The following is a 22,096-nucleotide window of genomic DNA, read 5'->3' on the forward strand; positions in this document are numbered from 1 at the left end:
TTTGCCAACTCCGGCAGCATGTCCGATGCCTCCGTACCAGCCCGTGTCCACGAAGCCCAAGAAACTCGCGAGCTGCCACCCAATGGCCGCGTGCGGGTCGTCATCGACACGGTGCAGCCCGGCATCGACAACGGCCGCTTCGCCGCCAAGTGCGTGGCCGGTGAGCCATTCGAGGTCTGCGCCCATGTCTTCACCGACGGCCACGACCAGGTGCGGGCCAAGCTGCAGTGGCGCCCGGAACGAACGGCACGATTGCAAGACACCAGCGCCTGGCGTGAAGTGGAAATGAGCGCCGCCGGCAACGACGTGTGGACCGCCTGCTTCGTGCCGCCCGCGCCCGGCCGCTACCGCTACCGCGTGGCCGCCTGGGTGGACGGCCTGCAGTCCTGGCGCCGCGAGCTGGCCCGGCGCGTGGAGCCGGAAGACATCCAGGCCGCCGCCCGTGTCGGCGCCCGGCTGCTGGCGGACGCCGCAGAGCGCGCCGGCCCGGGGCCGGACGTGGCGCCCTTGCTCGCCAGCGCGCAGGCGCTGCAGGCCGGCGGTGCCGCGCCCAGCGACCCGGTCGCGCTGAAGGCACTGGCGCTGGACGCCACGCTGGCCCAGCTGGCCGACCGCCACCCCGACCGTTCGCTGCAACTGGTGCATCCGCCCGAGCCTTTGCCACTGGTGGCCGACCGGCTGCGCGCCCGCTACAGCAGCTGGTACGAACTGTTCCCGCGCTCGGCCTCGCCGGAGCCCGGCCGGCACGGCACCTTCGCCGACGTTGAAGCCCGCCTGCCCTACATCGCCGAGATGGGCTTCAACGTGCTGTACCTGCCGCCCATCCACCCGATTGGCCGCGAGCGCCGCAAGGGGCGCAACAACACGCTGCAGGCCGAGGACGGCGACGTGGGCAGCCCCTGGGCCATCGGCGCGGCCGAAGGCGGGCACGAGGCCATCCTGCCCGCGCTGGGCACGGCGGACGACTTCCGCCGCCTGGTCAACGCCGCCAGGGAGCGTGGCATCGACCTGGCGATGGACATCGCCTTCCAGTGCGCACCGGACCACCCCTGGGTGGCCGAACACCCGGACTGGTTCCGCCACCGGCCGGACGGCAGCGTGCAATACGCCGAGAACCCGCCCAAGAAGTACCAGGACATCTACCCCTTCGACTTCGAGTGCCAGGACTGGCGCGGCCTGTGGCAGGCGCTCAAAGGCGTGTTCGAGCACTGGATCGCCGAAGGCGTGACGATCTTCCGCGTCGACAACCCGCACACCAAGTCGTTTGCCTTCTGGGAATGGGTGATCGGCGAGCTGCGCCAGGACCGCCCCGAGCTGATCTTCCTGGCCGAGGCCTTCACCCGGCCCAAGGTCATGCACCGGCTGGCCAAGCTCGGCTTCAGCCAGTCCTACACCTACTTCACCTGGCGCCACACCCGCCAGGAGTTGACCGACTACTTCACCGAGCTGTCCCAGGGCCCGGGCCGGCACTACTTCCGTCCCAACGTCTGGCCCAACACGCCCGACATCCTCAACGAGCAGCTGCACGGTGCCAACCGGGCCATGTTCTCGCTGCGCCTGGTGCTGGCCGGGCTGCTGGCCGCCAGCTACGGCATCTACGGCCCGGCCTACGAGCTGCTGGAAAACCGGCCCGCCAAACCGGGCAGCGAGGAGTACCTGGACTCCGAGAAATACCAGCTGCGCCACTGGCAGCTGGACGCACCCGACAGCCTGCGCAACCTGATCGCCCGCATCAACCGCCTGCGCCGCGAGCACCCCGCGCTGCAGGACAACGCCGGCCTGCGCTTCCACCGCAGCGACAACGACCAGCTGCTCGTCTGGTCCAAGCACGACCACGCGCGCCGCGACCTGATGCTGGTGGTGCTGAACCTGGACCCGCAGCAGATCCAGGTCGGCTGGGTGGACCTGGACCTGGCGGCGATGCGGCTGGCGGCGGACACGCCGTTCCGCGTCGACGACCTGCTCAACGACCAGCACTTCCTGTGGCAAGGGCCGCGCAACTTCGTGATCCTCGACCCGGCGCGCACGCCGGCCCACGTGTTCCACGTGCGCACGCACCCGCGCAACGAGCAGGACTTCAAGGACTTCGCCTGAAAGGGCCCGCACGATGAACGCGCCACAAACGCCCAAGCTCGACACGCCCGACGCATCGCTGCAGGCCGCGCAGTCGCCGGCCATGGTGCCCGCCGGCACCGCCACGCTGGACGCCGGCGCCGTCGCCCCGGTGCCGACCGACCCTGCGCTTTGGTACAAGGACGCGGTCGTCTACCAGCTCAACGTCAAGGCCTTCGTGGACTCCAACGAAGATGGCGTGGGCGACTTCCTCGGCCTGGCCAGCCGGCTGGACTATGTGAAGGAGCTGGGCGTCAACACCATCTGGCTGATGCCCTTCTACCCTTCGCCGCTGCGCGACGACGGCTACGACATCGCCTATTACACCGATGTGCACCCGCAATACGGCACGCTGGACGACTTCAAGCTGATGCTGGAAGAGGCCCACAAGAGGGACCTCAAGGTCATCACCGAGCTGGTCATCAACCACACCTCGGACCAGCACCCCTGGTTCCAGGCCGCGCGCCGCGCCCCGCCCGGCTCGCCCGAGCGGGACTTCTACGTCTGGAGCGAGACCAACCAGAAGTACCTCGGCACGCGCATCATCTTCACCGACACCGAGACCTCCAACTGGACCTGGGACCCGGTGGCCGGCGCCTATTTCTGGCACCGCTTCTTCAGCCACCAGCCGGACCTGAACTACGACAACCCGGCCGTGCTGGAAGCCATCCTGCAGATCATGCGCTTCTGGCTGGACCTGGGCGTGGACGGCTTCCGGCTGGACGCGATTCCCTACCTGGTCGAGCGCGAAGGCAGCACCAGCGAGAACCTGCCCGAGACGCACGCCATCATCAAGCAGCTGCGCGCGGCGATCGACCGCGAATACCCCGGCCGCTTCCTGCTGGCCGAGGCCAACCAGTGGCCCGAGGATGTGCGCGAATACTTCGGCGACGGCGACGAATGCCATGCGGCCTATCACTTCCCGCTGATGCCGCGCATGTACATGGCCATCGCCCAGGAAGACCGTTTCCCGGTCGTCGAGATCATGCAGCAGACACCGGACATCCCCGACAGCTGCCAGTGGGCCATCTTCCTGCGCAACCACGACGAGCTGACGCTGGAGATGGTGACCAGCAAGGAACGCGACTACATGTACAGCACCTACGCGGCCGACCCGCGGGCGCGCATCAACGTCGGCATCCGCCGGCGCCTGGCGCCGCTGCTGGACAACGACCAGGAGCGCATCAAGCTGATGAACAGCCTGCTGCTGTCGATGCGCGGCTCGCCCATCATCTACTACGGCGACGAGCTGGGCATGGGCGACAACGTCTACGTCGGCGACCGCAACGGCGTGCGCACCCCCATGCAATGGAGCCCGGACCGCAACGCCGGCTTCAGCCGCGCCGACCCGCAGCGCCTGTACCTGCCGCCCATCATGGACGCGATCTACGGCTACCAGGCGGTCAACGTCGAGTCGCAGACCCGCGACCCCTCCTCGCTGCTGAACTGGATGCGCCGCCTGCTCAGCGTGCGCCAGGGCACCCGCGCCTTCGGCCGCGGCGAGCTGGTCTTCCTCACGCCGGGCAACCGCAAGGTGCTGGCCTACCTGCGCGAGTACGAAGGCGAAACCATCCTCTGCGTGGCCAACCTGGCGCGCAGTGCGCAGCCGGTGGAGCTGGACCTGTCGAAGTACCGCGGCCGCGTGCTGGTGGAAATGATCGGCCGCACGCCGTTCCCGCCGGTCTCGGACCTGCCCTACCTGCTGACGCTGCCGGCCTACGGCTTCTTCTGGTTCCGCCTGGCCGAGAACGCGCAGGTGCCCGCCTGGCACACCACGCCGCTGCCGGACGACCGGCCGGTGCTGGTCCTGTTCGACGGCTGGCGCAGCCTGTTTCCCGAGCGTGTGCTGCCCTCGCGCACCGGCCTCGCATTGAAGATCCGCGCGCGGCTGGAAAACGAGACGCTGCCGCGCCACATCGAAGGCCAGCGCTGGTATGCCGCGCACGGCGAGGGCATTGCCAGCGCAAAGCTGGCCGAGCGCTGCGTCTGGGCGCCCGGCCCGGCGGATGGCGTGGCCGGCCTGGTCGCGCACGGGGAGAGCTGGCTGCTGCCTCTGGTGACGGCAGAGGGCAGCGCCGCGCAGCCGGCCACCGAAGCCGAGCCACCGCGCTACTTCGTGCCGCTGGCACTCGCCTGGGAAGACGGTGGCGACGAAGACCGCTGGCGCCAGCTGTCACCCGCCGCCATCACCCGCGTGCGCCAGCAAGGCCGCGTCGGCGTGATGGCCGATGCATACGCCGACGAAGGCTTCTGCCGCGCCGTCGTCGCGGCCATGGGCGCCGGGCTGGACGCGGCCGGCGAAGCGGGCGAGTTCCGCTTCCGCGCCACACGCGCCTTTGCCGAACTGGGCGGCGAGGAGGTCGGCAACCTGGCGGTCACCCGTGTGAAGGCGCAGACCAGCAACACCATCGTCACGCTGGGCGACAAGCTGTTCCTCAAAGGCTACCGCCGCGCCCGTGCCGGGTTGAACCCCGAAGTCGAGATGGGCCGCTTCCTGACCGAGGTCGCGCAGTTCCCGAACTGCGTGCCGCTGGCCGGCACGCTGGAGCACGTGGACGCCGAAGGCCGCAGCACCACGCTGGCCTGCCTGCAGGCCTATGTGGTCAACCAGGGCGACGGCTGGGCCTACAGCACCCATTACCTGCAGCGCTACCTGGAGCTGTGCATGGCCAGCGGCGAGCCGCCGCAAGGCCACGCCGGCTACCTGGCGCTGATCCGCACACTGGGCCAGCGCACGGCCGAACTGCACCAGGCCCTGGCGAAACCGACCGGCGACCCGGCCTTCGACCCCGAGCCGCTGACCGCCGCGGACCTGCAGGCCCATGTGCAGCGCGTGGCCGCCGATGGCGAAGCGGTGCTGGACAAGCTGCAGTCACGCCAGGGCGAGCTCACCGGCGCCTGCGGCGACGAGGTGGCCGGCGTGCTGGCACTGCGCGAGCACCTGCTGGAGCGCCTCACGGCCCACGCCGCCCGGCCGCCCGCCGCCTGGAAAAGCCGCTACCACGGTGACTACCACCTGGCCCAGGTGCTGCTGACCAAGGACGACTTCGTCATCACCGACCTGGAGGGCGAGCCCGGCCGCAGCGTGCACGAGCGCCGCGCCAAGGACTCGCCGCTGCGCGACGTGGCCGGCATGCTGCGCTCGTTCAGCTACGCCCGCCTGGCCGCGCTGCGCGCTGCAGCCACCACCGGCGAACACATGGCCCAGCTGGCGCCGCTTTCGCAACAATGGGAAAGCGAAGCCCGCGCAGCCTTCCTGGCCGGCTACGATGAAGCGGCGCGCTCCAGCACCTCGGCCGGCGGCCTGGCCCTGTACGACCATGCGCTGGTGCCCGGCCAGGGCCTGCTCGGCCTGTACGAGCTGGAGAAGGCCTTCTACGAACTGCGCTACGAACTGGACCACCGGCCCGACTGGGCCTGCATCCCTTTGCAGGGCATGCTGGGTCTGGTCGAACAAGCCTCGGCCGGCTAGACAGGCCGCTCAACGAAAGGACCGCCTTGTGTTGCTCACGACCAGCCCGTCCCCGCCACTCACCGGCCACGCACTGATCGATGAAGGCGCGCGCCGCTCGTGGCAACTGCTGGAACGCAATCTGTCGCCGCAAGGCGTGCTGGCGGCCACCCGCACCGCCGCGGCCGAGGCACGCAGCTACACCCGCATCTTCGGCCGGGACGCCGCCATTTGCGTGCTGGCCATGGCCGGCAGCGGCCTGCCGGCGCTGGAGCGCGCCGCGGTGGACAGCCTGGCCTCGCTGGTGCAGTTCCAGGCGCCCAACGGGCAGATCCCGAAGTACGTGGACCCGGAAGGCCGCGACGCCGACTTCTGGTACCTCGGCTGCATCGACGCCACGCTGTGGTGGCTGATCGCACTGCAGCACGTGCGACAGGCCAGCCCGCTGGCCCACGAGACCGAGGCCTGGGCACCGCAGGTCGCGCTGGCCATCCAGTGGCTGCAGGCGCAGGAGCACCAGCGCTTTTTCCTGCTGCAGCAGAACGAAGCCAGCGACTGGGCCGACATCATGCCGCGCTCCGGTTTTGTGCTGTACACCAACGCGCTGTGGTTCCAGGTCAAGACGCTGTACGGTTTGCCGCAACTGAGTGAAACCCGCTACCACTTCAACCACCTGTTCCACCCGCAGCAGGGCGACCTGCCGGACTACCGCCGCGCCCGGCTGCTGAGCCACTACGCCCGGCGCGAGCGCCAGCATCCCGAGCTGTACCTGAGCTTCGTCAACCTCTCGTTTGCCGGTGACGAAGGTGACGTGTTCGGCAACCTGCTGGCCGTGCTCTACGGCCTGGCCAACCGGCCGATGGCGCAGCAGATCCTGCGCGCGCTGCAGCAAGCCGGCGTGGCCGATCCGCACCCTGTGCGCGTGGTCACCACGCCCATCGCCGAAGACGACGAACTCTGGCGCGCCTACATGGGCCGCCACCAGCAGAACCATCCGCACCAGTACCACAACGGCGGCATCTGGCCCTTCGTCGGCGGCTTCTGGGTCATGGCCCTGGCCAAGCTCGGCCAGGCCTCTGCCGCCCGCGACGCGCTGCTCCGCCTGGCCGAGGTCAACCGGCTGGACCAGTGGCGCTTCACCGAATGGCTGCATGGCCAGACCTTGGCGCCCATGGGCATGCTTGGCCAGAGCTGGAATGCCGCGACCTACCTGCTGGCACAACGCGCGCTGAGTGCCACGCTCACCCCGGCGCCGAGCCCATTGCCGCCGACCGAGGGCTGACGGCCCGCGCCGTCATCATCAGGGCTTCGGGCGGTAGGCTGGCTGGCTTGAAGGCGGCTCCAGCTTTTCGGCATGCGAACGAAGCGCAGGCAGTTGCGCCTGCAGGATGGGCATGAAGTGCTTCACCGCATCCCAGATCAACTGATAGTCCACGGCGAAATACTCATGCGCCAGGAAGTTGCGCATGTCGCCGATCTTGGCCCATTCAACTTCGGGATGAGCATCCTCGAAGGCGCGATATCGCTTGTGAATGGAGATCGCTGCTTCGCCAATCTGCAGGATCGCGGCACGCACCCCGAAAGCAATCAGGCGAACACTGGCATGTTCGTTGACGAAGACGTTCTCTTCAACGTCAGCCAGCGCCTGGGTCGCCACCTCCAGCCCTTCCTCCATGTGCTCGAGGTAATCCAGCAAGCGCGGCTGATAACTCATACCGGCTTGGCCTCGCTGAGGATCTGCTCGCGTGCCCGCTTGGGCAGCGCGCGCGGGGTGGCCAAGTCCACTTTGATTCGGTAAGGGCCGAAGAGGCCCTGCAAGTCCAACCGCAACCCAGCCAGGTCCAGCAAGGTGGTGTGGGGCGCGGGGTCCACCACAAAGTCGATGTCGCTGGCATCGGTGTCCTCACCACGCGCCACCGAACCAAACACGCGCAGGTTCGACAGTCGCGCATGCTCGCGCATGATCGCCACGATCCGGTCGTGCTGCTCTTGGAGGACTTGCGAGGGCTTCATGAGCACAAATCATAGACCGCCTGTCGCCAATCCCCACAACCCAGGTGCGTGCCATCTGACACGGCACGCCGATTGCCGTCTCCGTTGAAACCCTCTTCCTTCAACGGCCCTCGCAGGAGCGACATGGCATCGATACACAAAACGTTGGGCATTGTCCTGGCTGGCGGCCAGGGCACGCGGCTGCACGCCTTGACGCATGAACGCTGCAAACCGGCGGTGCCGTTCAATGGCAAGCACCGGCTGGTGGACTTCGTGCTCAGCAACCTGCTGAATTCCGGGCTCAGCTCGGTGCAGCTGCTGGTGCAGTACCAGGCCCAGTCGCTGGCCGAGCATGTGCGACAAGCGTGGACCTCGGCGCCCTACCTGCCGGCGAATTTCGTGCACGTGGTGCCGCCCGCGCCGACCAGCGAACACGGCTACCTCGGCACCGCGGACGCGGTGTGGCAGAACATCCACCTGATCGAGCAGATGGCGCCGGAATACGTCGCCGTCTTCGGTGCCGATCATGTCTACCGCATGGACCTGCGCCAGATGCTGGACGCGCATGTGCGCGACCGGGCCGACGTGACCGTCGCCACCGTGCCGGTGCCTTGCGAGCGCTGCAGCGGCTTTGGCATCGTCGAGACCGACGCGCAGCTGCGCATCGTCGACTTCCGCGAGAAGCCGGCCCAGACGCGCGGCATGGCCTCGCGGCCCACGCACGCGCTGGCCTCGATGGGCAACTACCTGTTTTCCACCGAGGTGCTGCTGCGTGAACTGCGCCGCGGCGCCGAGGCCGGCGAAACCGACTTCGGCAGCCACCTGCTGCCGCGCCTGGTCAAAAGCCACCGCCTGCTGGCCTACGACTTCGCCGAGAACCAGGTGCCCGGCACCCATGCCTACGAAGAGCCGGCCTACTGGCGCGACGTGGGCACCATCGACGCCTACTTCGAAGCCCACCTGGACACGCTGGGCGTGCAGCCGCGCTTTCGCATGACCAACCCGCAGTGGCCCATCTACGGCTCGCAGGATGCGTCTGAATCGGCGCAGATCGAGGCCGGCCTGATCCGCCGCTCGGTGGTCGGCTCGGGCTGCGTGGTCGACGGCGCGCGGCTGGACCATGCCACGCTGCGCCGCGCGGTGCAGCTGCAACCGGGCGCGGAGTTGGACCATTGCATCGTGATGGACCGCTGCGTGATCGGCGCTGGTGCGTCGCTGCGGCGGGTCATCGTCGACCAGGACAACCACATCCCGCCGGGCGAACGCATCGGCCATGACGAAGCCTTCGACCGCATGCGCTTCCACGTCAGCCCCGGGGGCGTGGTCGTCGTGCCGCGCGGCCATTTCCGGCGCCCGGCATGATCGACGAGCAGGCCCGGGTCGGCACGACAGCTGAGGCGGCGGTGCAGCCCCGCCGCCTCGGGTTTGAACACAGCATGCCGTTCGGCGCCTCCCTGCTGCCGGACGGCGGGGCGCGCTTTCGCCTCTGGGCACCGGCACCGCTGGAAGTCTCGCTGCGCCTGGAAGGCCAGGCCGCGGCGCTGCGTGTGGCCGCACCGGTCAGCGCCGACGGCTGGCGCGAGCTGGTGCTGCCCGAAGCCCGGGCCGGCGACCGTTACCAGTGGCTGGTGCGTGGCGACGACGGCGAGCAGGCGGTGCCCGACCCGGCCTCGCGCAGCAACCCGCAAGGCGTGTTCGAGCCCTCGGTGCTATGCGACTCCCTGGCCTTCGAATGGCCCGCCACCGAGGCCGCCTGGCGAGGCAGGCCCTGGCATGAAGCCGTCTGCTACGAACTGCACCCCGGCTGCTTCACGCCCGAGGGCACGCTGGACGCCGCAGCGGCACAGTTGCCACGGCTGCAGGCATTGGGCGTCACCTGCGTGCAGCTGATGCCGCTGGCCAGCGCGCCCGGCCGCTTCGGCTGGGGCTACGACGGCGTGTTGCCGTATGCGCCGCACCCGGCCTATGGCGAGCCGGAAGCGCTGAAGCGCTTCGTCGCCAGTGCGCATGCGCTGGGGCTGATGGTGATGCTGGACGTGGTCTACAACCACTTCGGCCCGTCCGGCAATTTCCTGCCGCTGTACGCGCCCGGCTTCTTCACCGAGCGCCACCACAACGCCTGGGGCAAGGCCATCAACTTCGATGGCGAGCACAGCGCTGCGGTGCGCGCGTTTTTCATCCACAACGCGCTCTACTGGCTGGAAGAATTCCGCCTCGACGGCCTGCGCCTGGACGCCGTGCATGCGATGAAGGACAACAGCTCGCCCGACATCCTCGAAGAAATCTCGCTGCGCGTGCGCGAGCAGGTCACCGGCCGCCACGTCCACCTGGTGCTGGAGAACGACAGCAACGACCTGCGCCGCCTGCCCGGCCAGCCGCAGCCCGGCGCCTACGACGGCCAGTGGAGCGGCGACTTCCACCACGCGCTGCACGTGCTGCTGACCGGCGAAACCGAAGGCTATTACGCCGAATACAAGGACCAGCCGCTGGCGCAACTGACGCGTTGCCTGTCGCTGGGCTTCGCGCGCGTGGGCGAGCCGCACCTGAACGCTGATGAGGCCCGCGCCGCCAACCCTCGGCGGGACGCCACCGAGCCGGTGCCGCTGCCCGCCACCGTCAACTTCCTGCAGAACCACGACCAGATCGGCAACCGCGCGTTTGGCGAGCGGCTGGCCACGCTGGTGCCCGACGAAGCCGCGCGCCGCCTGGCCGCCGCGTTGCTGCTGCTGAGCCCGCCCGTGCCGCTGCTGTTCATGGGCGAGGAGTGGGGCAGCGACACGCCGTTCCTCTACTTCGCCGACTGGCAGGGCGAGCTGCAGGACATCGTGCGCGAAGGCCGGCGGCGCGAGTTTGCCCACTTCTCGGCCTTTGCCGACGCCGCCACCCGCGCCCGCATCCCCGACCCCTGCGACGAAGCCACGCCACTCCGCTGCAAGCTGGACCCGGCTGCCGTGCCGCAACAACCCGCTGCACAAGCCTGGTGGCTGTTCCACCAGCGCCTGCTGGCCTGGCGCGCCCGCGTGCTCATGCCGCGCCTGCCGCAGTTGCGCCACGGTAACCATGAAGCCAAGCTGATCGGCGGCTGCGGCCTGCTGCTTCGCTGGCGCTTCGACGATGGTGCCGAACTGCTGATGGCGGCCAACCTCGGCCCGGCCCCGCTGGCGCTGCCGCCACTGGGCGCGCTGGCTGACAGCCAGTACGCCGGCGACGGCTTCACGCTGGGCGAACAGACCGAAAGCCTGCTTGGGCCCTGGGCCGGGCGTTGGCGCTGGACGCACGACGAGACCGAATGAATCATCCACCCTTGAAGACACTGAGCGGGCCGAGCGCCGGGCCGCTCCCAAGCCGGCCCGCATCCCCTCGGGGGACAGTCTGCGGTAACCCGCAGGCGAGGGGCTGCCTGACATGAGCGAAACTTTGTTGGCCCTCTGCGAGCGCGCGGGTCTGGCGACGTCCTATCAAGACTATTGGCACAAGACACAAGCGCTGGACGACGCCGCGTTGCGCGCGCTGCTCGCCGCGATGGGCCTGCCCGCGGCGGACGACACGCAGGCCGAGGCCACGCGACAGCGGCTTGCCGACGAAGCGGCGCGCCAGGTGCTGCCGGCCATGCATGTGGTGCAGCAATCGGCGCCGGCCCCGCTGCCGCTGCGCCAGCCCAACTGCGTGGGCATGGGCTGGCAGCTGCTGGCCGAAGACGGGCAGCATTTCCGCGGCGTGGTGCTGGCCGGCAGCTCGCCAGAGCACGGGCTGATCGCACTGCCACCCGAGCTGCCGCTGGGCTACCACCGGCTGCGGCTGCGCGGCCTGCCGGCCGGCGAGACGACCGTGGCCGTCTGCCCGCCGCGCTGTTTCGCGCCCGCCGGTCTCACACAGGGCGAGCGCTGGTGGGGCGTGACGCTGCAGCTCTATGCGCTGCGCTCCGCCGGCAACTGGGGCATCGGCGACTTCAGCGACCTGATGCACGCGGTGTCGCTGGCCGCTGCGCAAGGCGCGGCCTTTGTCGGCCTGAACCCGCTGCATGCGCTGTTCCCGCACCAGCCCGAACGCGCCAGCCCGTACGGCCCTTCGAGCCGGCGCTGGCTGAACCCGCTGTACCTGGACGTGCAGGCCGTGCCGGACTTCGCCCACTGCAGCGCCGCGCGCGAACTGGTGCGCGGGGCCGATTTCCAGCTGCGGCTGCAGCAGTTGCGCGATGCGCCGCTGGTCGACTACCGCGGCGTGGCGGCAGCCAAGCGCGAGGTGCTGGGCCTGCTGTACCAGCGCTTCCGCTCGCAGGAGTTGGCGCGCGCCACCGCGCGTGCACTGGCCTTCCGCGCGTTCCAGCGCGGCAGCGGCGCCGCGCTGCGCCAGCACGCGGTGCACGAGGTGTGGACCGCGCAGCCGGACGCACCGCCGCTGCCGCCACCCGGCAGCCCGGAGATGGCCCTGTTCGCGGCCGAGCAGATCGAGGCGGTGGAGCAGGCCGAGTACCTGCAGTGGCTGGCCGACCAGCAGCTGGGCGCCGCCGCGGCACGCGCCCGCGCACTCGGCATGCCGCTGGGCCTGTACCGCGACCTGGCGGTCGGCGCGCCAGCGGACTCGGCCGAGGTGTGGGCCGCGGGCGAGCTGCACAGCCGCGCCGCCAGCATCGGTGCGCCGCCGGAAGACCAGTACCCGGGCGGGCAGAGCTGGGGCCTGGCGCCGCCGCTGCCGGCGCAGCTGCAGCAGCAGGGCTACGCCAGCTTCATCGCGCTGCTGCGCGCCAACATGCGCCACGCCGGCGCACTGCGGCTGGACCATGCCATGGCGCTGCAACGCCTGTTCTGGGCGCTGCCTACCACCTCGCCAGCGGCAGTACCGGTGGGCAGCTATGTGGCCTACCCGCTGGACGACCTGCTGAACCTGCTGGCGCTGGAAAGCGTGCGCCAGCGCTGCCTGGTGATCGCCGAAGACCTGGGCATCGTGCCCGACGGCTTGCGCGAACGGCTGCAGGCCGGCGGCGTGCTGTCGTACCGGCCGATGTATTTTGATTTCGACGAGCGAACCGGCCTGCCGCCGCCTGACAGTGGCATGCAGCAGGCGCTGGCCGTCGTCGGCACACACGACCTGCCGACGCTGCGCGCCTGGTGGCGCGGCGAAGACCTGAAGGCGCAGGCCGAGCTGGGCCTGTCGCCCACGCCCGCGCTGGCCGAAGCTGCCCAGCAGCGCCGCGTGTTGCAACGCCGCCAGCTGCTGGCCGCGCTGGCCGATGCCGGGCTGTTGCCCACGCGCCTGTCGCCCACCGACCTGGCCGACGACGACACCCGCCTGCTCGAAGCCGTCTACGCCTGGCTGGCCCGCAGCCGCACGCAGCTGGTAGGGGTGGCCTGGGAAGATGTGATGCAGCAGCTGCAGGCCGTCAACGTGCCTGGCAGCACCGAGGACCAGCGGCCGAACTGGCGCGTGAAGCTGCCGCTGACGCTGGAGCAGCTGGCACACGACACGGCCTGGCAGGCCGTGGCCAGGCTGCTGCGCCAGGCCCGGCCGCTGCAGCCCGCCAGCACAGCGCCGGCCGCTGTGCAAGACCTCGCGCTGCCGCCGCTGGACAGCGCCGAGATCCCGCGCGCGACCTACCGCATCCAGTTCCATGCCGGCATGCGCTTCAGCGAGGTGGCGCGCCGCGTGCCGTACCTGAAGGCGCTGGGCATCAGCCACCTCTATGCCTCGCCTTACCTGAAGGCGCGCGCCGGCAGCACCCATGGCTACGACGTGATCGACCATGGCGCACTGAACCCCGAGATCGGCAGCCCGCAGGAGTTCGACCAGCTCTGCACGGCCCTGCGCAACCACGGCCTGCAGCAGCTGCTGGACATCGTGCCGAACCACATGGGCGTGCTCACGGGAGTGCCGGGGTCGGAAAACGCCTGGTGGCAGGACGTGCTGGAGTGCGGCGGCGCCTCGCCGCACGCGCAGGCCTTCGACATCGACTGGAACCCGCAAGCGCCCGAGCTGGCCGGCAAGCTGCTGCTGCCGGTGCTGGGCGACCATTACGGCCGGGTGCTGGAAGCCGGCGAGCTGCAACTGCAGTTCGACGCCGCGCACGGCCGCTTCGAACTGGCTTACTTCGACCATCGCTTCCCGCTGGACCCGCGCACCTACCCGCAGGTGCTGGGCCATGCCGCACCGCCGGCAGACGCGATGCCGGCCGCCGCTGCCAGCATGCTGAGCGGCCTGCTGGACGACCTGGCCCGGCTGCCGCCGCGCGACGTGCGCGAGCCGGCGCGCATCGCCATCCGCCGGCGCGAGAAGCTGCTTTATCAGCAGCAACTGGCCGGTGCCGCGGCACGCCATCCGGGGCTGTCGACCTGGATCCAGCACCAGCTGCAGCGCCTCAACGGCAAGCCCGGCGAGCCGGCCAGCTTCGACGCGCTGGACCTGCTGATCCGGCAGCAACCGTGGCGCCTGGCCTTCTGGCGCGTGGCCGGCGACGAGATCAACTACCGCCGCTTCTTCGACATCAGCACGCTGGCCGCCTTGCGCATGGAGCGCGAGGACGTGTTCGAGGCCACGCATGCGCTGATACTGCGCTGGCTGGGCGAGGGCCGGCTCTCCGGCCTGCGCGTGGACCACCCGGACGGCCTGAGCGACCCGCGCGGCTACTTCGAACGCCTGCAGCGCCGCTACCAGCAACTGCGCCTGCAGCAGGGCCTGCCGCCACGCGCGCTGTACCTGTCGGTCGAGAAGATCCTCGCCGAACACGAGCACCTGCCGGACGACTGGCGCGTGCACGGCGGCACCGGTTACCGCTTTGCCAACCAGGTCCACCAGCTGGCGGTGGACAGCCGCCACGAAGCCGCCTTCACGCAGCTCTATGACAAGTTCACCGGCGAGACACAGGACTTCGAGCGCACGCTGCGCGAGGCCAAGCGCCTGGTGATGACCACCTCGCTGGCCAGCGACCTGCAATGGCTCACCGAAGCCCTGCACCGCATCGCCCGGGCCGACCGGCGCAGCTGCGACTTCACCCGCAACGGCTTGCGCCAGGCGCTGATCGCGGTGGCCGCCGGTTTCCCGGTCTACCGCACCTACATCGGCCCCTCGCTCGGTCAGGATGCGCCCAGCGATGCAGACCGCCAACACCTGGACTGGGCCTGCGCCGACGCGCGCCGCCACAGTCCTTCGGCTGAACAGAACGCGATCGATTTCCTGCGCCAGGTGCTGCTCGATGCGGCCACGCTGCCGGACCCGGCGCGCCGCACGCAGGCGCTGGCCTTTGCCGCACGCTTCCAGCAATTCACCGCGCCGGTGATGGCCAAGGCGATGGAAGACACCGCGTTCTACCGCTACCACCGGCTGGTCTCGCTGAACGACGTGGGCGGCGACCCTCGCCACTTCGGCAGTTCCGTCGCTGCCTTCCACGCCGCCAACCAGGCCCGCGCGCGCCACCATCCGCACACGCTGCTGGGCACCTCCACGCACGACACCAAGCGCTCGGAAGACGTGCGCGCGCGGCTGGCCGTGCTGTCCGAAATGCCCGCCGGCTGGGGCGCCGCCGCCGAGCGCTGGGCGGCGCTGAACCGCCCGCGCGCCGAGCGTGCGGACGCGACGATCTCGCGCAACGACGAGTACCTGCTGTACCAGACGCTGGTCGGCATCTGGCCGCTGCAGGCGGTGCAGGAAGACGCCACGCTGGCCGAGCTGCAGGCGCGTGTGCAGGCCTACATGCAGAAGGCCATGCGCGAGGCCAAGCAGCACAGCAGCTGGATGCAACCCGACGAGGCCTACGAGGCGCGGCTGTCGCGTTTTGTGTCGCTGCTGCTGGGCAATCGCGAGCCCAATCCTTTCCTCAGCGACTTCCAGGCCTGGCTCGCGCCGGTGCAGGTCTTCGGCTGCTGGAACAGCCTCGCCCAGCTGCTGCTCAAGCTCACCTCACCCGGCGTGCCGGACATCTACCAAGGCCAGGAACGCTGGGACTTCAGCCTCGTCGACCCGGACAACCGCCGCCCGGTCGACTTCGACGCGCTGCAGGCCCTGCTGACCCAAGTCCGCGAAGCCTTCACCGCCGACGGCCAACTCCCGCCCGCCACCGCCGCAGCGATGCGCCATACGCTGCCCGACGGTCGCCTGAAGATGCTGCTGACCCAGCGCCTGCTCGCGCTGCGCGACGCCCGCCCGCTGCTCTTCGAGCGCGGCCACTACCAACCCCTGGAAGCCACCGGCCCGGCCGCCGCCCACGTCACCGCCTTCGCCCGCCAACTCGACGGCGACACCCTGATCGTGCTCGCGCCGCGGCTGCTCTGCGGGTTGGCCGGCGAAGACCCGGCGAAGCTGGCGCCAGCCCTCTGGCAAGCCACCACCGTCCGCCTGCCCGCCACGCTGAAACCCCCTGCCACCTGGCAAGACGCCATCACCGGCCGCCTGATTCCGGACGCCACGTTGACCGCACCGTCACCCGACGACGGGCCCGCAGCGATCCAGTTGCCGGCGGCTTTTGGAGACTGGCCGCTGGCCGTGCTGATGCCTTCGGCGTTGTGAGTCTTCTGGCGCCGTGGCCTCAAGGCGCCACCGCATAGCTCTGCGCCAGCAGTTCGTCGGCCATCTGTCCCAGCAACAGGTGGTCGTCGCTGCTGTTGTTGAGCACGACCACGCTGTGGCCGTCGGCGAGGACGCGGCGGGCCACGGCGCGGAAGCCGCCGTTGGAGCCGTCTTCCCAGGCGATTTCGCGGGGCTGGCCGGCGATGGTTTCGGTGCGGATGCGGCCGCCGAGCGCGTAGTGCTGGTCGGGCATCTGGGTGGTCATCAGCGTACGGCGTGCTTCAGGGCTGAGCAACGGGCCGGCGAGCACGCCTTGCAGCAGGCGCAGCAGGTCCGGCGCGGTGCTGTAGAAACCGCCGGCCATGGCCATGTAGGCGGGAATCGGGTTGATGCGCGCCAGCGGCGCGGGCTTCAAGGCGCTGTAGCCGCGGGCCATGCCGGGTACGAGCGCCGAGTCGCCGGAGAAGACGCCGCTGTCCCGCATGCCCAGCGGCGCGGTGAGTTCGTCATGCACCAGCTGCGGGTACGGCTTGCCGCCGACCTGCTCGGCAATCGCCTGCACGATCAGCCAATTCGAATGCGAATAGTCCCACTGGGTGCCGGGCGCAAAGGCCAGGTCGCCACTGGCGTAGCGGCGCACCGCCTCGGCTTGCGGCAGGACCTGCGAGACGACGGACGGATCGGCCTTGCGCGCGGCCCCGATGCCGTTCGGCACGCCGCTGCTGTGGCTCATCAGATGGCGCAGCGTGAGCCGCGCGCCGGTGTCGGCACGGTAGTCCGGCAGGTAGCGGGTGATCGGTGCGGCCAGCGACAACAGGCCACGGTCCACCAGCCGCATCACGACGATGGCCGCGACCCACTTGGACATCGAGCCGGTCTCGAAGCGGGTCTGTGCCGTGACCGGCAGGCCGGCTTCCGCGTCAGCGACACCCGTGCTCACCAGCGCCAGCACCTGCTCGCCCTGCCCCACCAGCACCACGCCGTTGAAGCCATGGGAGACGCGATGGCGCTCGACGATGGCGGTGTAGGCCGGTGGTGCTGGCGCCACGCCCTGCGCTTGGGGAGCGCTGCCGCAGCCTCCCAACATCACCGCCGCCAGCGTTGCCATCAAAATCGGTTTGATCATGCCGCTCCCTGGAAGCCTGCCGGCACATGCCGCGGCCAGTCTCCCACAGCGCCGCGCTACATCAACCAAGTCCCCACGACCATGCCTTTGCCCCTACCCGACGACGCCCACCCCATCGACCCGTTGATCCGCCAGCAGATCATGGCCAAGCTGGCCGCGGTCGAAGTCGAGCATGGCGTGCGAGTGCTGTACGCCTGCGAATCAGGCAGCCGGGGCTGGGGCTTCGCCTCGCCGGACTCGGACTACGACGTGCGCTTTGTCTATGCGCGGCCGGCACGCGACTACCTGCAGCTGGCGCAACCGCGGGATGTGATCGAGGAGGTGCCCGGGCCGGTGTTCGATGTCAACGGCTGGGACTTGCGCAAGGCCTTGCAGCTGCTGGCCAAAGGCAATGCGACGCTGGTCGAGTGGCTGAGTTCGCCGGTGGTGTACCGGCAGGATGACGTGTTTGTGCAGCGGCTGCGCGAGGCGGCGACCGCGGTCTACCAGCCGGTGCGCTCCTTCCACCACTATCACGCTATGGCACGCGGCAACTACCGCGAGTACCTGCATGGCGACCAGGTACGCGCCAAGAAATACCTGTATGTGCTGCGGCCGCTGCTGGCTGCGCAATGGGTACTGACCCACGAGGATGCGCCGCCCATGGCCTTCGAGTCCCTCGTAGGCGCGCTGGTGGACGACGCTGCAGTGCGGAACGACATCGCCGAGTTGCTGATGCTCAAGCGCCAGGCCGGCGAGCAGGATTGGCTGCAGGCGCGGCCAGTGCTGAACGCTTTCATGGACCGAGTGCTGGCCAGCATGGCCGAACTCCAACCCGCGCTGGTGCAACGCTCGCTGGCACCGCTGGATGCGCTGTTGGCGGACACGCTGCTGGGTGCCTGAGCAGCACACGCGCTGGCGGTTCATCGGCCGCGGTGCCCGCAGCCCGCTCGACGCCCGCCCAAGCGACGGGATCAATCAATCCGGATTCGGGACCAGCAACAGCGCGCGCGTGCCGTCCATCGGACTGTGGCCCTTCACGAGGATGACGCCTTTGTCGGAAATGCCAACCAGGCTGTCGAGGGTCCAGTCGCCAGCGGTGGCTGGGTCGATGAGCGTCTTGAGGTCGACCATGCTCCCATCGGTCCACAGGAACGGATGCAAGGTCTGCAGGTCGGACAACAGAGAGGTCCCGATGACCTGGTCTTTGCCGTTGATGGCGATGGCCGTGCTGGAACCGCCTCCCAAGGAGCCAAGGCTTTTCATCTTTCCTTTGCGATAGATGAAAGCGTTGTAGGAAGTGGGCGGGCCAGAGCCTGGATCCAGCGTTGTCGCCGTGCCCACGACGTGGCCTGCGTCGTTGATGGTAACGGCTTCGCTGATGTTGCCACCCAGGGTGCCGAGCACGGTGGTCGTGACGCCGTCGGTGACAAAACCACGCCTGTCCGAGTTGGCAGGCACGAAGCTGCCAACGATCTGGCCAGCATTGTTGATGTCACTGGCCTGGCTCCATGCAGCATCGGGCAGCAACCGGCTCGTCACGCCGTCAACGAATTTCCAGGCGGCGGCTGGCGACTGGCCACTGGATGTGCCGATGATGACGCCGCCGTCGTTGATGCCATTCAGCACGTCGTCGAGGTCACCCAGGCCGGGGATCTTGTGGCGCTTGCCATCCTGGTACCAGAACATCTTCGACGTGCCCGCCAGCATGTTCCAGCTGGCGACCAGCATCTGCGCGCTCTTGTTGACGCGTCTTCCCGCGTAGCTGGTCTGTGGGTTCTCGTCGGCCACGTCGATCATGGCGCCGCCCTTGTACAGAAAGGCGTGCGCGTACTGTGCGCCATTGGGAAAGTACATGCCCGACATGTTGCCCTTCGCATCGATGCCCAACGGCGTCACGCTGCGACTACCGAATACGTTGAGTACCTGGAGCTTGTAGGTCGTTGCGCCAGAAGCGGTTGAGCAGGCGAAGGCGGCGACGGCCGCATACAGCAAGGTTTTCATGCGTTCCTGATCGTCTCGTGTTGTGAACGTCGGCCGAGTCCTTCCAGTGCCCTCCGACCGACCCTCCCTCCAGAGAAATCCGCGCCGCCGACGTCTGGATTCTGACCCACGGGGACGGAACGATCGGATCGCGCTCGACGGGAAAGGCTACCGACCGGACCGCTGGCGCCGCTGGATGCGCTGTTGGCTGACACCTTGCTGGGCGGCTGAGTGGCACACTGCCGGCATGCCTCGTTCTTTGCATGCGGGCCGTGGCGCCCTGCGTCCGAATTTCCGTCGACATGCGGGTTGGCTGCTGGCCACCGCGCCCGGTTTCGCGCTGGCGCAGCAGGTGGCCGATGCCGGCCCCGCCATGCCGGCCGAGACGGTGGTCATCACCGCGACGCGCACTGCGCAGCGGCCGTTCGACGTGCCGGCTTCGATCGACCGCATCGAGGGCGATGACGTGCGGCTGGGCCGTGCGCAGGTGAACCTGTCGGAGGGCCTGGGCGCCGTGCCGGGGCTGCAGGCGCGGGACCGGCAGAACTACGCGCAGGACACGCAGATCTCGATGCGCGGCTTTGGCGCGCGTTCGACCTTCGGCATCCGCGGCGTGCGGCTGTACGTGGACGGCATTCCGGCCACGCTGCCCGACGGGCAGGGCCAGATCAGCAATGTGGAGCTGGGCTCGGTGGGCCACATCGAGGTGCTGCGCGGGCCGTTTTCGGCGCTGTACGGCAACTCGGCCGGCGGCGTGATCAATGTCTTCACCGACGACGGCGCCGGGCCGCCTCGCGTGGGCTTCAGCGCCGGTGCAGGCAGCGACGGCGCGCGGCGCGTGGGCGTGTCGGCCAGCGGTTCCGAAGGCACGCTGGGCTACGTGCTGGGCGTCAGCCGCTTCACGACCGACGGCTACCGCGATCACAGCGCCACCGAGCGGCTGCTGGGCAATGCCAAGCTGAGCTGGAAGCCGGACCAGGACCGCAAGCTGACGCTGGTGCTCAACAGCGTGGCCCTGCCGCAAGCGCAGGACCCGCTCGGGCTGACCCGCGCCCAGTACGAGGCCGACCCGCGCGGCGTGGACCCGGTGGCGCTCAGCTTCGACACCCGCAAGCGCATGAACCAGACCCAGGGCGGTGTGACCTACGAACAGCGCGTGGACCCGGCCAACACCCTGCAGCTGATGGCCTACCTGGGCCACCGCGGCACCGAGCAGTTCCAGTCCATTCCCGTGGCCACGCAGGCCAACCCGCTGCACCCCGGCGGCGTGATCCAGCTCGGCCGCGACTACCGCGGCGGCGACCTGCGCTGGACCCACCAGACCGACGCGCCGGGCGGGCCGCTGAGCCTGGTGGCCGGCGTGGCCTACGACACGCTGGCCGAGCACCGCCGGGGCTACCAGAACTTCACCGGCAGTGGCGATGACACCGTGACCGGCGTGCAGGGCGCGCTGCGGCGCGACGAACATAACGACGTGAACAACCTGGACGAATACCTGCAGGCCAGCTGGCGCTTTGCACCGCGCTGGACGCTGAACGCCGGCCTGCGCCACAGCCGCGTGCGTTTCGAGTCGAACGACGACTACATCGTGGGCGCCAACCCGGATGACAGCGGCGGCGCCAGCTACTCGGCCACGCTGCCGGTGCTGGGCCTGATGTTCGCGGCCAGCGAGCAGCTGCACTTCTACGCCACGGCCGGCCGCGGCTTCGAGACGCCCACGCTCAACGAGCTGGCCTACCGCAGCGGCGGCCAGACCGGGTTGAACTTCGGCCTGGGTGCTGCGCGAAGCAGCAGCGTGGAGGCAGGCATGAAGGCGCGCGTGGACGGGCTGGGCGAATTCACCGCTGCGCTGTTCCGCACTGGCACCTCGAACGAGATCGTCACGCAGACCAACCAGGGCGGCCGGGCCACCTACCAGAACGCCGGCGCCACGCGCCGCCGCGGGCTGGAGCTGGGCTGGTCGCAGCGCTTCTTCGGCGACCTGCGCGCGCAGGTGGCGCTGAGCACGCTGGACGCCCGCTACCGCGACGGCTTCGCCACCTGCGCCGCCACGCCCTGCAGCAGCGCCACGCTGCAGATTCCCGCTGGCAACAGGCTGCCCGGACTGGCACGCAACACCGCGTTTGCCAGCTTGAGCTGGGCGCCGCTGCAGGGCTGGCACGGCGGCGCCGAGGCGCGCTACGTGAGCCGCGTGTTCGTCAACGACGCCAACAGCGACACCGCGCCGGGCTACGCGACAGCCGCGGTCAACGCCGGCTACGCGCTGACAGCGGGGCCGTGGCAGCTGGACGGCTTTGCGCGCATCGACAACCTGTTTGCCCGCCGCTACGTGGGCTCGGTGATCGTCAATGAGGGCAACAGCCGCTTCTTCGAACCCGCGCCGGGGCGCACCTGGTGGGCCGGCGTGTCGGGCAGCATGCGGTTTTGACGGCTTGCGCGGGCCGGCAGCACTTTTGCTGCGCAGCTCGCCCGAACTTGAAGCCGCCTTGGCCGGCCTCATCTGTGGTTTCGAGGCCCGGGCTGCCGAGGTGTTCAGAACGGCGCCACCGCGGACTTTTGACCGCCTCTCGTCGCGCCCTGCAGACCTGGAAAAGGCAGGGCCACGCACAAAAGCTGTACCATGTAGGTTGCGGACGGTCCACGAGACACTGGCTTGGCCTGCGCCCGCCACCTGTCTTTTGACCTTTTGACCTCCGTTTCCTGCCCGCGGCGCACCCATGGTGAGCCGGCCGGCAGGCCCCGGCGCCCTGCTCACCAGTGTGGCAGGCGCCCTCTCCCGGCCTGGCCTCGCGCCTCCAAGGCCACCCGGCCTTCTCAGTTTCGGCCGGACCTGAAAGTCTGTATCAATCGTTCCACTTCCTCGCTCGAGATCGGCAAATACCTCGTATCGCCTCTGAGCAAGCGCACGCCTGACGCGCGCTATACCGCATCCGTTTCCATCCGCAGCGGCCAGGGCC

The 22,096-nt window shown here is 69.4% G+C and carries 11 protein-coding genes and 1 pseudogene; 8 read left to right on the forward strand and 4 right to left on the reverse strand.

Features of this window, described 5'->3' with window-relative positions:
- The first annotated feature begins 18 nt into the window (after window positions 1–18).
- From ACAH41_RS05420 to ACAH41_RS05430, 3 genes are all read left to right on the forward strand, one after another.
- Complete coding sequence (locus ACAH41_RS05420; RefSeq protein ID WP_370538208.1) at window positions 19–2,094, forward strand: maltotransferase domain-containing protein; 2,076 nt, start codon at window positions 19–21, stop codon at window positions 2,092–2,094.
- Window positions 2,095–2,176: 82 nt separating this feature from the next.
- Complete coding sequence (treS, locus tag ACAH41_RS05425; protein WP_370538211.1) at window positions 2,177–5,584, forward strand: maltose alpha-D-glucosyltransferase; 3,408 nt, start codon at window positions 2,177–2,179, stop codon at window positions 5,582–5,584.
- Between the two features lie 28 nt (window positions 5,585–5,612).
- Complete coding sequence (locus tag ACAH41_RS05430; protein ID WP_325653721.1) at window positions 5,613–6,845, forward strand: glycoside hydrolase 100 family protein; 1,233 nt, start codon at window positions 5,613–5,615, stop codon at window positions 6,843–6,845.
- Between the two features lie 18 nt (window positions 6,846–6,863).
- On the opposite strand, the gene ACAH41_RS05435 is transcribed toward ACAH41_RS05430, so the two are convergent.
- Window positions 6,864–7,277 carry a DUF86 domain-containing protein gene (locus ACAH41_RS05435; protein ID WP_370538209.1) on the reverse strand — a complete coding sequence of 138 codons (414 nt, stop codon included), beginning with the start codon at window positions 7,275–7,277 and terminating at the stop codon, window positions 6,864–6,866.
- Window positions 7,274–7,576, reverse strand: coding sequence for a nucleotidyltransferase family protein (locus tag ACAH41_RS05440; protein WP_325653714.1), 303 nt, complete (start codon window positions 7,574–7,576; stop codon window positions 7,274–7,276). The genes ACAH41_RS05435 and ACAH41_RS05440 overlap by 4 nt, the downstream gene beginning before the upstream one ends.
- 123 nt (window positions 7,577–7,699) lie before the next feature.
- Here ACAH41_RS05440 and ACAH41_RS05445 point away from each other — a divergent pair.
- The 3 genes and pseudogenes from ACAH41_RS05445 to treY all read left to right on the forward strand — a co-directional run.
- Window positions 7,700–8,905: pseudogene (locus ACAH41_RS05445) on the forward strand (glucose-1-phosphate adenylyltransferase); the annotation flags it as partial.
- Window positions 8,906–8,913: 8 nt separating this feature from the next.
- The gene (treZ, locus tag ACAH41_RS05450; RefSeq protein ID WP_370538210.1) at window positions 8,914–10,848 is read left to right on the forward strand and encodes a malto-oligosyltrehalose trehalohydrolase; all 1,935 of its coding nucleotides are present in this window, start codon (window positions 8,914–8,916) and stop codon (window positions 10,846–10,848) included.
- Between the two features lie 112 nt (window positions 10,849–10,960).
- The gene (gene treY / locus ACAH41_RS05455) at window positions 10,961–16,051 is read left to right on the forward strand and encodes a malto-oligosyltrehalose synthase (RefSeq protein WP_325653710.1); all 5,091 of its coding nucleotides are present in this window, start codon (window positions 10,961–10,963) and stop codon (window positions 16,049–16,051) included.
- Window positions 16,052–16,070: 19 nt separating this feature from the next.
- Here treY and ACAH41_RS05460 read toward each other — a convergent pair whose 3' ends face one another.
- Window positions 16,071–17,177 (reverse strand): serine hydrolase domain-containing protein, encoded by a 1,107-nt coding sequence (locus ACAH41_RS05460; RefSeq protein ID WP_325653708.1) that lies wholly within the window; start codon window positions 17,175–17,177, stop codon window positions 16,071–16,073.
- An 81-nt stretch (window positions 17,178–17,258) separates the two neighbouring features.
- Here ACAH41_RS05460 and ACAH41_RS05465 point away from each other — a divergent pair, with 81 nt between their 5' ends.
- Window positions 17,259–18,059 (forward strand): nucleotidyltransferase domain-containing protein, encoded by an 801-nt coding sequence (locus ACAH41_RS05465; RefSeq protein ID WP_325653706.1) that lies wholly within the window; start codon window positions 17,259–17,261, stop codon window positions 18,057–18,059.
- A gap of 75 nt (window positions 18,060–18,134) precedes the next feature.
- Here ACAH41_RS05465 and ACAH41_RS05470 read toward each other — a convergent pair whose 3' ends face one another.
- Window positions 18,135–19,160, reverse strand: a complete 1,026-nt coding sequence (locus ACAH41_RS05470) for a hypothetical protein (protein ID WP_325653704.1) — start codon at window positions 19,158–19,160, stop codon at window positions 18,135–18,137.
- A 226-nt stretch (window positions 19,161–19,386) separates the two neighbouring features.
- On the opposite strand from ACAH41_RS05470, the gene ACAH41_RS05475 reads away from it, so the two are divergent.
- Window positions 19,387–21,567 (forward strand): TonB-dependent receptor, encoded by a 2,181-nt coding sequence (locus ACAH41_RS05475; protein WP_325653702.1) that lies wholly within the window; start codon window positions 19,387–19,389, stop codon window positions 21,565–21,567.
- Window positions 21,568–22,096 lie beyond the last annotated feature (529 nt).

It is taken from the genome of Ideonella sp. (assembly GCF_041287625.1).
Taxonomy (GTDB): domain Bacteria; phylum Pseudomonadota; class Gammaproteobacteria; order Burkholderiales; family Burkholderiaceae_C; genus Ideonella.

What these genes read in the sequence shown, in the direction of transcription:
- ACAH41_RS05420 (WP_370538208.1), top strand. Translation starts at nt 19, where the DNA reads ATGTCCGATGCCTCCGTACCAGCCCGTGTCCACGAAGCCCAAGAAACT.
- treS (WP_370538211.1), top strand. Translation starts at nt 2,177, where the DNA reads ATGGTGCCCGCCGGCACCGCCACGCTGGACGCCGGCGCCGTCGCCCCG.
- ACAH41_RS05435 (WP_370538209.1), bottom strand. Translation starts at nt 7,277, where the DNA reads ATGAGTTATCAGCCGCGCTTGCTGGATTACCTCGAGCACATGGAGGAA.
- ACAH41_RS05440 (WP_325653714.1), bottom strand. Translation starts at nt 7,576, where the DNA reads ATGAAGCCCTCGCAAGTCCTCCAAGAGCAGCACGACCGGATCGTGGCG.
- treZ (WP_370538210.1), top strand. Translation starts at nt 8,914, where the DNA reads ATGATCGACGAGCAGGCCCGGGTCGGCACGACAGCTGAGGCGGCGGTG.
- treY (WP_325653710.1), top strand. Translation starts at nt 10,961, where the DNA reads ATGAGCGAAACTTTGTTGGCCCTCTGCGAGCGCGCGGGTCTGGCGACG.
- ACAH41_RS05460 (WP_325653708.1), bottom strand. Translation starts at nt 17,177, where the DNA reads ATGATCAAACCGATTTTGATGGCAACGCTGGCGGCGGTGATGTTGGGA.
- ACAH41_RS05465 (WP_325653706.1), top strand. Translation starts at nt 17,259, where the DNA reads ATGCCTTTGCCCCTACCCGACGACGCCCACCCCATCGACCCGTTGATC.
- ACAH41_RS05470 (WP_325653704.1), bottom strand. Translation starts at nt 19,160, where the DNA reads ATGAAAACCTTGCTGTATGCGGCCGTCGCCGCCTTCGCCTGCTCAACC.
- ACAH41_RS05475 (WP_325653702.1), top strand. Translation starts at nt 19,387, where the DNA reads ATGCCTCGTTCTTTGCATGCGGGCCGTGGCGCCCTGCGTCCGAATTTC.